This window comes from Hyphomicrobium sp. 802 (assembly GCF_000526135.1).
Lineage (GTDB): Bacteria > Pseudomonadota > Alphaproteobacteria > Rhizobiales > Hyphomicrobiaceae > Hyphomicrobium_B.
Map to the genome: position 1 here is coordinate 2275558 of NZ_JAFM01000001.1, position 13458 is coordinate 2289015.

Consider the following 13458-nt stretch of genomic DNA (forward strand, 5'->3'; position numbering starts at 1 on the left):
GGATTTGTCCAGCACTACTGGCCATTCAAATTAATGCATGTTCGAGACTGTTTTTAAACCTTCATCACTGACAGCGGCTCTGAGACCCGTTTGCCTTATGATAGTGCAGTCAAGTGACAATGAGCATGGGGCAGTTCTGGCCTTAGTTGGCGGAGTTGGAAATAGCTTTACTCCTTCAGTCACCCGGGTGATGTTTCGGCGGGAGCAGGGCATATGCAATTAGCTCATTCTGTTCGACAAGTCCTGACCGGGGGCGGCAATCGGCAGTCCTAAATCCTCCAATAAATCTGAAATGGATTTTTTGACTGCCTCGATTGAAAATCGAGATTTAGCAAAATGCCTTCCATTTTTGGACAATGTTTCCCACAGGGCATCGTTGCGCTCAAGGCTAACGATCGAGTCTGCAAATTCAACTGGGTTCTTTGCTACAAGAATGTGCTTCCCCGTCACCAATCCCATTCCTTCGGTCGCTACAGGTGTTGCGACACAGGGAATGCCGTGCATAAGACTCATCACGATTTTTCCCTTCACGCCGGCTCCATAGCGAAGGGGTGCAATGGTTACCCGACACTTATCCAAAATTGGATTTAAGTCCTGGACGAAGCCAAGTACATTTATGCCAAGATCTTCATTGTCGAGCTCCAAAATTTCTGGGGTTGGATTACTACCGACGACGAGTAATTTGATATCCGGGCACTTTTCTCGGACAAGCGGCCAGATGGTTTTGGTAAACCATAAGATGCCATCGACATTTGGCTTATGATCGAATCCGCCGATAAAAAGAATATCGTTGCGTCGTGTTATATCTTCTGAAACTGCTGGAATTTCACGCACGACCGGAATTAGACGAATTGTTGCGCCAGGCAACAATCCTTCGATCAAATCGTACTCGGCTTGGCTCAATAAAATTGAGCAGTCGGACTTTTGAATGAGAGAAAGTTCGAGTTCCCGCAACTTTTTGGCGGATTTATGTGCTTCGTCATCGCCGGTGAGCTGCGCTTCGCGTTCGGCTCTTAGGAAATGAAGATCTACGGTATCAAATATGATTTTGGTCTTCGGCGCCTTCTCGCGAATTAGATCGATCAACATGTCAGCGACAACGCACCGGTAGATTAAGATGACATCAAATCTACTTCCATTTTTTTTCAAGTACACTTCAGCATCGAGTGCTGCCGGAGCCGAAACGCAAACGATGCCGAGGTCGCGGAGGGCGTCGGTATATCCTGCTACAGGCCAAAGTGAGAAAGCTGGTAGAAAAGTGACTTCGTAGCCGAGCTCGTTGAAGATCTGCATATAATTGAAGATGTCGACGGAGCCAGAATCATGGTCTGGCTTAGGGGTGATTGCGTCGATAAAAAGAACTTTTGGACGGACGTTTTGAGAACATTTGTCAACAGAATCAGCATTTGACCGACGCTCTTCGCGCGGCGTTGAGCCGACATCCTGATAAGCCACCGCGCGAGGTTCGCAGTAATTGTGTAGTCCTTCATTGCGTGCAAGGATTGATGCCTCTTCGATTGACGAGCGAAGGCTTTTGTTTTCGTTAAATCCAGATCGTTTAGTCCAATTGGCGACATTCAGTCCAAAAAAGGCAGCGCCTATCCCATCAACTTCCGCGAGGGAACCAAATTCGAAATCTTCGGACTCTGCTCCTTTCCCTCGTTCCAGCAATAAGTCGCCGGATCCGAACATCAAGCCGGCAGATATGGTTCTCCAATCGGGTCCGAGTAGTTTACCGCAGATTAGATAGCTTTGGCGCTTGAGCTCGAGGGCCTTTAACAGGCGACTAAGCGAGCCGAGCGAAATTTCTATATTTCTATCTATATATAATACATAACGTGAGTTGGTTGTGCGCAAAATTCTATTTAGAATGATTTGGCTTTCCTCATCGCTCATAATTATCTTGACGTCATCGACGCGAGGTTCGGAATGGCCTTTTGAAAGTATGGCGATTATTTCAAACTGATTAAGATAATCGTCTATCATCAACACGCCGAGATTGTTTTCGAAAATTGCGTTTTTGCCTCGAGCGTCGAATACAATTGTGGTCGATGGATTTGATGGACGAGCGCGCCTGATATCCTCTAGGCGTATTGACTCTCCTCGTCTGAAGGCAGTGATTGACGAAGGCTTTCCAAGATCTAGTCGATTATTTAGAATCGCATCAAAAAGTGGATTGCTCCACCGCGGTAAACGTGGCACTTTTTTGCTATACTCTTCCACAGAGAACGCGATGCTGGGATCGCGCCCTTCCTGCGCTCCCCATTTTACGAAATGCATTTCTGCGTCTATTTTACTTTTCGCCACATCAGGATACGTGGCCAGGTACCAACTGGGATCGAAATATCCGCTGGACCTTATTTTTTTTCGCATTCGGCGCTCCATTCGCCGGCGAGATAAAATTAGGCGAGATGCCCACCATTTTAGATCTGCGCGTGTATAGCCGATGCTTTTGCGGGGCTTTTCTATCGAACTCATCAATGCGGAGTTCATTTTTCGAATAGCCTCGTTCACGGCAATCCTATACTGATACTTGCTTTTCAGGATGCACATCTCGTTCTTAGCGTCCTGGATTTGGGCCTGAAGACGTTTGACCTTACTTTCGAGTTCTGCGATCTCTTGCGCCGGACGTTCCGCCCTTTGCTTCTGATTGGAAGCTGTGAGCCCTGGCTCGCGCAATTGATCGAACATCCAACGTAGATATTTTTCGCCATGAAGAACGCTGTTGTTTGGCTTCGGCAAAATTCCGTCTGATGCGATTGCTATAAAATAATGAGGCGTTGGAATGCCAACATTGGAGATGTATTGGCCGGCGATGTCGCGTTCTTCCCAGCCATCGATCGTGCCGACAGCGTCGGATTCAGCTGCCAATACAGAACCGAGAACAGCACGCTGTTCGAGTAATGTGGTATGCTTGAAATAACCACTTAGCAGCTGCCGAAATTCAGTTCGGTCCATTTCCCGAACGTGAAATTTATTCCAATGTTCATCCAATTCGGTATAAACGGCGCGGTTGGGCGAAGAGATTATGAGTAGACCCTTCGGTCTGAGGATTCGACGGACTTCGTCCATAAATGCTTCATGCTCTGCGAAGTGTTCTATTGTCTCAAAGCTTATAATGACATCGAAAGAATTTGCCTCTGCTGAGATCTTTGCTGCGCTGCTCAAAACAAAGTCGAGATTGCCCAGTCGGTAAGAGCTTTTCGCAAATTCGATAGAGCGCTGGTCGATATCCATACCGACCACATGGCGAGCGACTTGGCTTAAGAGAGCGCTGCCATAGCCTTCACCGCATGCAATATCTAGGACGTCTTTGTCCGTGCAGAATTGCCGAGCAAATAGGTATCTATGATGGTGCTCATACTGAATCAGACCGGAAAGCTTTGAAACGTAGCGTTCTCCGGTGAATTCGAAAGGTTTGTCGGGCGTAAAAAATTGAACCATAGCAGACGAAGAAGGGTTTTCCGGATTCGTCATTTCACGAACTCCCTAAGGAGCTGCCTTTTCCCAGGCGCCGACATGAAATCATAGAACTCGGTGCGCTCCTTGAATCGGGAACGCCAGAGGAGCGACGTGCATACGAGTTCCGTCAAATTCTTGTTTTGCAGAAAGCGATGGAACGCGTGAAGATTGCCCGCTTCGAATGCATCGTTGATCACTCGCGTTCCGCTATCATGCAGTGCCGCTGCAATGACCAATGCGATCTCAACGCGAATGGCGGCAAGATCTTCTTTGATCGTGTTGTGGCGATGAAGCCTGTAAATGATGTGGTCGTTTTCTCTGTCGATCGCGACTTTCCCAAAATTATATGCCGCCATGAGGAAGTCGAGATCATGACAGTATCGGAGATCTTGAAAGCCGGCACATCGTTGCCAAAGCGAGCGAGAAAAGACCATATTTGAAGTTGTTGTTATCGAATTTTCGTTCAGAATCGCCAGTTGTTCCAGGTTGAATTCCCGAAAAAAATTGTCAGCTCTTTCAAGCCAGTCGACGGTGACGCCGGATCGAACCGGTCGACTTTCATCGTCCATGAGCTGCACTTTTCCAGCAATGAGTTCGATCTGGGGTGTCCGACTAAGAAGGCTCCGGCAGCGCTCGATCTTCGTCGGTACGAATGCATCATCTGAATTCAAGATGGCGAGATAGTCGCCCCGGCTATCCTCGACTAGACGGTTGATCGTATTGTGGGCGCCTCTGTTCGTCTGCCTAATGACTCGAGCGTTTGCTTGGCCTCTCAGGGCAGCTTCCGCGACCGCCGCTGAGTTATCTTTGGAGCCGTCGTCCAGCACGATAATTTCGTCCACTGGAGAGGTTTGTCCAAGGACGCTTTGCAGAGCCTCTCCAATGTAACGTGCATGATTGTAGAGTGGGATTATCACCGAGATGGAAGGCATAGCTACTGAATGTCCGTATCGAAAAGTGGGAAATAGGAAGTTCGATATCGAAGATCTCGATTTCGTTCCTTGATTGCGCGGGCGGGATTTCCGGCCACGATAGTGTAGGGGGGGACGTCTCGCGTAACCACCGCGCCAGCTGCGACGACGGCGCCTTCGCCTATTGTAACGCCTGGGCAAATAATAGCTCGGGTGCCGAGCCAGACGTGGTCTTCAATTCGAACGGGTTTCTCAAGGCAAACAAAATCGGGATTCTGCGGGTCATGCGTCAGAGTTTGTATGATGACGTAATGCGAAATGTTGACGTTGTTTCCAATTTTCAGGGGAACCCTGCCGTCCAGATACGTAAATCTGTTTATTGCAGTATTTTCCCCGATTTCAATTTTGTATCCTGTTATAAAGCAGTAAGCGCAAATGCTGCTTTTCTTGCCGATTTTTACTCCGCAAAATTTTCTCAAAAAGCCATGCTTGATCGAATATGGCGTCCAATTCATGAAAAGCCCATTTGCCAGCCAAAACGCAATGGCCGGTAAATATCTTTCGTGCATGTTCTTGATGATTTTCATTTGTTGCTAACTCGATTGACCGCGTCGAGATTGGGTTAGCTCGTCGATTGCGGCTTCGTAACGAAGGACAATTTTGGAGAAATCGTAGGATTCATAGATTTTATCGCGGCCTCGCAAGCCTGCAGAAAACCATTTTTCTCGATTGTCCGCGAAACTTGCCATTGCTTCGGCTAAAAGCGGAGCAAGCCGATAATCGCGAGGCTCGAAGGCGAGGCTGTCCAGGAGACGATAATCGAGTGTTTTGAAGTCCGGATACTCGGTGGGGAGAAGTATGCCGATGTCGTTGTTGTGGATCACTTCGGAAGCTCCACCGGTATCCGTTAGAATGAGAGGTTTTCCGTAAAACATCGCTTCATTCATGGCAATGCTCCAGCCCTCAATGAAGGAAGGCAAGAGACAAGCGTCTGCAATTTTAAACGCGTCCTGAATTTCTGGAATGTAGCCCGGAAGCTTTATATTTTCGGTCAGTCCGTTGTCGGCAAGAAATTTCCGAAAGGCTTCTGCGTGAGGTGCGTAAACTTCGTTGCCGACGCAAACCACTTTTATATCTCGACGTGATGTCAGGAGTATTTGCATTGCGCGCGCGATGACGTAATGACCTTTATGCAGGTTGTAGGATGCAGGATGGACAAAGACGTAATCGGACGATACGAGGCCAAGGGATTCTCTGCTCAGGTGTAATGCAGTCTTATCGCGCCTTTCGTGTTCTTCGATAATAAGGCCATTGGGAATTACGACGATTTTTTCCTCGGGAAGTCCAATGTTGAAAGCAGCGTAGTCTCTGACTTTCGGTGAAACGGCTATGTATTGTGAAACATGGGCGTCGAGATATTTTAGTGTCTTTTTCCGGTCGGGGGGCAAAAATGCATATACGTTATGGATAAAAGAAATAATTGGGATATTGCGCTCAGCAAGGAACGGATATCCGTGGTGCGAGAAGTGTGAAATCGCTATATGTGGCTCGTATTGGCGCAGGAGGGCGCGATAATCTCTTGAGACGTTATCGGCAGATAGCTGGATAACTTCGAGTCCTTGCCGTCGCGCAACTTCCGCCAAATGGCCAAGGGGGCCAGTCGTTACGATCAGCGACTGATAACGGCTCTTGTCGAATGCAAGCGTCGTGTCAAGCGCGACTTTTTCCAGTCCGCCTTTATCGAAAGAGGATAGTTCAACGAGGATGCGAGTTTTATCTTGCCGGCTAATTTTCTTGAACTTATTAAAATTCCAGAGACTGCTTAGCTTGAATTTTGCCATTTATTCGCACCAGTATGTCTTTTTGGATTCGGTCGCATCCGAAACACTTCCTTTCAGGAATAATGATCGGATTTTTTTAATAGAGATGTCCATCTCTAACATTCTAAATCTCCTTCTCATCCGGTTTGACAGGAACCCCAGTCAACCCGCCGAGAGGTAGTTCTCTGCACCGGCGAAGAAGATTAGAGTTTCAAACACGAAGGTATTTCGTTCGCACTGAAGTGCCCTTGAGCCATTACCCCCATCGTGGCTCGCAACGTTAGTCTCGACCGTTGAGGGCGTTCCTTGATAATGAGCGAACTCCAACCTTGACGGCGACACATCGGGCATCACCACGAGGCGTCAGCAAACATCTATGATGATCTGGACTCGTTCATTTCCGCCCCATCGTGTATCGGATGAACAGATTGTTTTGCCAACACTTTGGTGGGGCCGGGCGCAACTGTAGACGAGAGAACATGGGAGTGGCAAGGTTCCCTCGCATCTCCGGTGGTAGCCAAGAGATGGCGGTCAAGAGGCTTTGAAATCCGTTATTTTTACTTCTCGTTTTGCTGTCGCCGAGGCGCCTTCCGTTCCGCTGGAGCGCGTGTTGCGCAGATGGCACAGGCATTGGTATGTCAGGCCAACGTGAGGTAGGCGAAACTGATTTGTGCGTGCGTCTAAGGGGAGGGGAAGCTAGGGTAGGAGCCGAGATTTACGCGATGATATGAGATTGGTTCTCCAACGTCGCTGTAAGTGAATTGAGATGAACTTCCTGCAGATTATGGCCGCCACCCGTTCCGCCGGCAAAGCCGAGATAGGCATATTGTGAGCCACCCTGATACGTGGCGACGATGTCTTGCGTCAGTGAGCCTTTCTGCACGCCATCGAACCAGTAGGTCATGGTGTGGTCTGTGGCATCCCAGCTGACAAGGACGTTATGCCATTGGTTGTCGGTTACCGAGCCGTTGCCGATAGACATCTGATCGCTGATCCTGCTCAGCGGCAGAGGTAGGCTGGTGTCGAAGAAGTCGGTGTGATCTCCAGCAATGTCGCCAAGCTTGGGGTTCTGCCAAGTGTCAAAGGCGATGCCCAGTCCGTTGTTGATGCCGACGGCCCCGTAGGACGCGCTGGTGGCTCCCAAGGCATTTTCCCCACGTGGGTCGTTCTGTAGCATGAAGGCCAGGCCGTCGCCGCCTGCGCCACTATTGCCTAGATAGACATCGAAGGAGATCTGAAAGTCGTAGGTGAGATCGACACGTTGGTCGAGCATCACCGAGCCTGCTTGATTGGCAGCATTGGGCGTCAAAATGAAAGTGTGATGACCGCTGTCGTAGCTCGCCGAGCCGTTGAGGGCGGCATGGTCCGACAATGCGATCGGATCCTGAATGTTGGAGTAGTTGTTACTTACTTTGTCGAAGTAAGCATCGACGGCGGAGACGCGCACCTGCTGGAGGTCGGAGGTGCCGCCGCTCCCTCCGGTAAATCCAGCATAGGCGGTGGTCTGGCTTCCGAGATATTTGCTGACGATGTCCCCGGTTAGGGTTCCACCGAGTTTGCCATCGACCCAATACTGGAGGACGTGGGCCTGAGAATCCCAGGTGACGCCGACCTGATGCCATCCACCATCGACGATGTTGCCGAGATTTTTCGGAGCTGTGAGGGTCGCTCTGGGGCCGGCATCGGTATCGATGATATCGGTGTGTTTATAGGCCGGATCGTTGAAAACGCCTTTATTGCTGAAAGTGTCGAATTCGATGGCGAGGCCATTCTGAAGGCCCAAGGCGCCGAGGCCTGCGCTCCCGATGCCGATGGCGTCGGCGCCAGCAGGATCGTTATGGAGCACGAAGGCCATGCCATCGCTCGGCTGCCCCGGTCCGAAGTAGACGCTGAATGCGATGTTGAAATCGTGGGTCAAATCGATCTTGTCATTGAAGATCGCGCTTCCGGTCTGGTTCGTGACATCCGGCGTCAGTGTGATGGTCTGGTGCGTGTCTTGTTGGCTCGCAGCGCCATTCAACGTCATGTGCTGACTGGTCGACGTTACATCAAATATGCTGCCGTCGTGGGGACGGCCTTGTGGCAAGTTAGGTTCCAACGTCGCTGTAAGTGAATTGAGATGAACTTCCTGCAGATTATGGCCGCCACCCGTTCCGCCGGCAAAGCCGAGATAGGCATATTGTGAGCCACCCTGATACGTGGCGACGATGTCTTGCGTCAGTGAGCCTTTCTGCACGCCATCGAACCAGTAGGTCATGGTGTGGTCTGTGGCATCCCAGCTGACAAGGACGTTATGCCATTGGTTGTCGGTTACCGAGCCGTTGCCGATAGACATCTGATCGCTGATCCTGCTCAGCGGCAGAGGTAGGCTGGTGTCGAAGAAGTCGGTGTGATCTCCAGCAATGTCGCCAAGCTTGGGGTTCTGCCAAGTGTCAAAGGCGATGCCCAGTCCGTTGTTGATGCCGACGGCCCCGTAGGACGCGCTGGTGGCTCCCAAGGCATTTTCCCCACGTGGGTCGTTCTGTAGCATGAAGGCCAGGCCGTCGCCGCCTGCGCCACTATTGCCTAGATAGACATCGAAGGAGATCTGAAAGTCGTAGGTGAGATCGACACGTTGGTCGAGCATCACCGAGCCTGCTTGATTGGCAGCATTGGGCGTCAAAATGAAAGTGTGATGACCGCTGTCGTAGCTCGCCGAGCCGTTGAGGGCGGCATGGTCCGACAATGCGATCGGATCCTGAATGTTGGAGTAGTTGTTACTTACTTTGTCGAAGTAAGCATCGACGGCGGAGACGCGCACCTGCTGGAGGTCGGAGGTGCCGCCGCTCCCTCCGGTAAATCCAGCATAGGCGGTGGTCTGGCTTCCGAGATATTTGCTGACGATGTCCCCGGTTAGGGTTCCACCGAGTTTGCCATCGACCCAATACTGGAGGACGTGGGCCTGAGAATCCCAGGTGACGCCGACCTGATGCCATCCACCATCGACGATGTTGCCGAGATTTTTCGGAGCTGTGAGGGTCGCTCTGGGGCCGGCATCGGTATCGATGATATCGGTGTGTTTATAGGCCGGATCGTTGAAAACGCCTTTATTGCTGAAAGTGTCGAATTCGATGGCGAGGCCATTCTGAAGGCCCAAGGCGCCGAGGCCTGCGCTCCCGATGCCGATGGCGTCGGCGCCAGCAGGATCGTTATGGAGCACGAAGGCCATGCCATCGCTCGGCTGCCCCGGTCCGAAGTAGACGCTGAATGCGATGTTGAAATCGTGGGTCAAATCGATCTTGTCATTGAAGATCGCGCTTCCGGTCTGGTTCGTGACATCCGGCGTCAGTGTGATGGTCTGGTGCGTGTCTTGTTGGCTCGCAGCGCCATTCAACGTCATGTGCTGACTGGTCGACGTTACATCAAATATGCTGCCGTCGTGGGAATGTGGGGCCAATGGAGGCGGGCCACTCTCAAATGTTGCTGAGAGCGATTCGATCTCGATTTGATGTTCCGAACTCAATCCGCCGGTCGAGGCTGTAAATCCAAAATACGCAAATTTATCTCCGCCGAAATATTTGGCGAATTGAGTCGATGTCAATTGAAGATTGCCGACCTGGACGCCGGCGAATGTGTAGGTGAGGGTGAGTGTAGAAGCGTCCCAATGCACGCTGACATCATGCCACCGACCATCTGTCAGGTTGTTGAGCGCGACCTGGGGACTCAGCCGATAAATGCCGACCATTGTATCGGTGGTGACGATGTCCGTGTGTGGTGAGGCTATATCACCTTGAAGAATGTTTTGATAGGTATCGAACTGAATGGCGATGCCGTTGCGCAAGCCGCCGGCACCAAGACCGCCGCCGCCAGATCCTAGAGCCGCGCTTCCGAACGCGTCGTTGTGCAAAACGAAAGTTAATCCGTCGGCGCTTTTTTGATTGTTGCCCATAAAGAGGCTGAACGAAAGATCGAAGTCTTGCCTAAGATCAACGCGCTTGTCGCTCATAACCGACCCGAGTTGGGCATTGTTGTCTGTATTAAGCGTGTAAATGTTACTGCCGAACGCATGCGACGCTGTACCGTTCAGCATTAGGTTCGTACCCGACACGCTGGGCGCAGTAGTATCGACGCCGAACTGGCTGATCTTAATCGATGCAGCAACCGATGGCGTACCGTCGTTGTTGTTGGCGAACAACATCCAATAACCGTTCGTAAGGGCATTGACGTTCGCCGGCAGCGTGACCGAAAGCGTGTGCGCGTCGATATGCGTAAAATTGAGACTGAAGGCGCGCTGTTCGGCGTCGGTGGAATGCGTAGTGGCGTTGAACTTAATGAGTTCGAGCTTCTGGATCACGTCGGCATTGTCGAGCGTGATCAGGAAAGTCTGCCCCTGCTGCAACGTTTGCGGAGCGCTCGTAATGACGGGTCTGTCGGCGCGGAGGCTACCGTCAGCATTGAGCAGATATCCGGGGGTATAGATTTCTGCGTTGAGGTTTGTTAGTGGACCAGGGGCGCCACCGCCAGCGGAGAGTACAGTGCCATCGGGCAATAGAGTTGTTGTTGAATGATAGAAACGGCCTACAGCAGCACTGGCGTCATTAGTCCAGAGCCCGGTGGCCGGATTCCAGATCATTGCATTATTTGTCTCGGTGGCAACGTTGCCTGCTCCGCTCGGGCCGAGGTCTTTGCTGCCGCCCGTAAGTAAAACTGTGCCATCCGCTAGGTCGGTGAGGTTTGACCAAGCGCGGTTGGAACCGACTCGTCCCACTTGTTTAAACGTCGGTACTGCCCCGCTGATATCTATCGACCAGGCCATGCCGGTCATATCAATCGTCAGGATTTTGTCTTGGGCGAACATCGTCGCTGGGTCGTATTGTGATGCTACGAACGGGGTGTGCCCAAGATTACTGATCGTACCTGCGCCGTCAGTTGTTATCTTGAATAAGGTTCCAGCGTTGGACTTTTCTGCACCTGCTGAAAAACCATAGATTGCGCCGCTGCTCGATAGCCATGCGCGCGGATAGAACCAGTTCGTGGCGATATCGGCGCTTGCAATGCCGGGCATCGTCTGCCAACCGACCCCGTGCGTATAGATTTCTGGAGTCCCGACACCAGCTTTGTTGCCGTCGATGCCGCCTAGGAGAAAAACTCTCCCATCGGCGAGCGTAAGGGATGTGGCGTACCAACGCGAATAGTTTAGGGTCTCTGCCTGATCCTGGCTTATCTGATTTGTATGATAGTCAAAGGTCTGCACGTAAGGCACGCCGGCATTAAAATGCCCGAGAGTGCTGGCGTCGCCGCCAGCAATGATAATCTGATCAGTTATCGGGTCAATCACACAGCATGAGCAGAAGATATTTGTGTTCTGTACATAGCTGAGTGTCGTATGCACACCGGTGTTCGGATCCCAAAGGTCATAGAGCATATGGCTGCCCTGCTGGCCCTGTTGGTCGGTGCCGAATGTGAGGATCTTTCCGTCCGGCGTCATGACGGAATGAATGGCCACGATAGGCCAGGGTGCAACGTCGCTCCAACTGCCAGAACTCATCGCTGTCCCGCTCCTGCTTTCAAGTCACAGAAAATCTCGGCGCCCGTTCCTCGCTGCCGAAGATATGAACTGTGCGCCCCCATGAATTTCGTTTCATTTTGGGGCAGTGAAAAACCTGAGCGGCGATAACTACTAGCGGCGGTTTGGACGAACTTGAAGATGGGTGACAGAAAATGATTGCATTTTAAGTTAAGTCGATCTTCTGCGATGCGACGCACTCTGTTCAAACGCCGACGGCCATCGGCGCCAATTAACTTCAAATTGAAACGGTAATTGATGAAAATCAGTGTGAGGATATTTTCAGGCGAGTCGCTCTGGTGTGCTGGTCGGCGGCGTTGACACATCGGTATCATGGCTTTTTGGCCAGCGGCACGTCTCGGAGTATCGCGGAATGCTGATGAATGATACGAGCACGAATATTCGCTCTCAGGATGCGAATGTCGCTAGGTTGACATCTGATGAGCCCGCGCAAGGTCGGCGCGCGATCATGAACTCATCAATGGCATTGGCTCAGATCGTCAGGCTGATGCTTCAGTCGCCTAATCATCGGCATTTCAGCTTGTCGGATCTTGAATGGATGGTGCTGCCCGCTTTGAGCACGGGCCAGCTAGCCATGGCTGAAGCAAAGCCGGATCAGAGCGGCCTCCGGGAGCCTCTTGCTGTGCTCTTTTGGGCTTCTGTCTCTCCCGAAATCGACCAACGCCTGTCTTCTAACCTTGAAGCGCCCATTCGTTTGCGTCCGGTCGAGTGGAGATCGGGTGATGTCCTTTGGATTACCGATATGATCGGCGATATGCGAACGGGTCATGCGCTTGTCAAAAGTGTTCTGGACAGCATCCTCGCGGGGCGAACAGTCAAGGTGCGTTCTCTCGATAGTGCAGGAAAGCGGATTTTGCTGGAAGTGAACGCCTCGTCCGTGTCTGTCGTCGCCACATCCGAACCAGATCACTGCGACCATTCTGGATCATGTCCACCGAACGGGGTGCTTTGTGCATCTTGCGTTAAGACGGGATGCACGGGGCGTTGCCGCCAAGGAAAGGCAAGCAGCAGCAATCCGGTCAACCACTAAGAGTCAGCTTGGGCCGAACCTGCCCAGAGGCATCGCGGATAGGAGCCCGCTGCCGTGTCATACTCGGAATGCCATAGCATTGTACCAATTGTCGGTTGGAGAACCTCGCTCGCGGAATGTGCGATCGGCGCGGGAAGCCAGTTGGCCGCACATGCAGCGTGTTTCTTTGCGGCCTTGTCGAACATGGTCCTAGGTGGCGCCGTGTTCGCCATTGGCCACGACCTCCGCTCCACGCTTATCCTTGGCGTATTGGTGTATCTGGGAACGATCGGCGCACGATGGGTTTTCGTTGGTCGTGGCCAATTGCCAAGTTTGAAGGTGGCGATATTCGGTCTTGCGCTAGGCGTTGCCATTTCTGCCGGACTCTATTCCACGCGAGTTCATAACCATCGTGAAGAGCTTTCCGACTGGTACGCAGGACTTTCGCATTCCGACCGACAGAAGGTTCGCGAGAATATTCGTCAGTGGATGGACGCACAGGCTGGTGTGCAGCGAGATTCGCTGTTGGTTATGGCGCAGCTCACAGGGTACGAGAATCCCGAAGACTATATCGTCTTCAATTACTGTTCGCCCTCGAATAAGGAGCTGGCCGCGATCTGGGAGCGTCACGGCCTTTCCATCGCCCGTCAGCAATAAGGGAGCAGGCTGTAAGCGGCTCGCCGGATGAGA

General features: G+C 51.8%; 7 protein-coding genes. 2 read left to right on the forward strand and 5 right to left on the reverse strand.

The annotated features are described in order from the left end of the window. Window positions 1-219: 219 nt before the first annotated feature. The 5 genes from HYP802_RS22920 to HYP802_RS0111490 form a co-directional block, all read right to left on the reverse strand. Window positions 220-3477 carry a glycosyltransferase gene (locus HYP802_RS22920; protein WP_081740967.1) on the reverse strand — a complete coding sequence of 1086 codons (3258 nt, stop codon included), beginning with the start codon at window positions 3475-3477 and terminating at the stop codon, window positions 220-222. Next, the gene (locus HYP802_RS0111475; protein ID WP_024275776.1) at window positions 3474-4394 is read right to left on the reverse strand and encodes a glycosyltransferase family 2 protein; all 921 of its coding nucleotides are present in this window, start codon (window positions 4392-4394) and stop codon (window positions 3474-3476) included. The genes HYP802_RS22920 and HYP802_RS0111475 overlap by 4 nt, the downstream gene beginning before the upstream one ends. Window positions 4395-4396: 2 nt before the next feature. After that, window positions 4397-4960 carry an acyltransferase gene (locus tag HYP802_RS24120; protein WP_081740968.1) on the reverse strand — a complete coding sequence of 188 codons (564 nt, stop codon included), beginning with the start codon at window positions 4958-4960 and terminating at the stop codon, window positions 4397-4399. Between the two features lie 6 nt (window positions 4961-4966). Next, the gene (locus HYP802_RS0111485) at window positions 4967-6214 is read right to left on the reverse strand and encodes a glycosyltransferase family 4 protein (protein ID WP_024275777.1); all 1248 of its coding nucleotides are present in this window, start codon (window positions 6212-6214) and stop codon (window positions 4967-4969) included. Window positions 6215-6908: 694 nt separating this feature from the next. Next, entirely contained in the window at window positions 6909-11720 is a 4812-nt protein-coding gene (locus HYP802_RS0111490) for a galactose oxidase-like domain-containing protein (RefSeq protein ID WP_024275778.1), read from the reverse strand. A gap of 391 nt (window positions 11721-12111) precedes the next feature. Between HYP802_RS0111490 and HYP802_RS0111495 the strand changes: the two genes are divergently transcribed. Both HYP802_RS0111495 and HYP802_RS0111500 read left to right on the forward strand, forming a co-directional pair. Beyond that, window positions 12112-12789, forward strand: coding sequence for a toxin-activating lysine-acyltransferase (locus HYP802_RS0111495; RefSeq protein WP_155831214.1), 678 nt, complete (start codon window positions 12112-12114; stop codon window positions 12787-12789). 141 nt (window positions 12790-12930) lie between these two features. Further along, on the forward strand, window positions 12931-13425 hold the full coding sequence (locus HYP802_RS0111500; protein WP_155831215.1) for a hypothetical protein: 495 nt from the start codon (window positions 12931-12933) through the stop codon (window positions 13423-13425). Window positions 13426-13458: the final 33 nt, after the last annotated feature.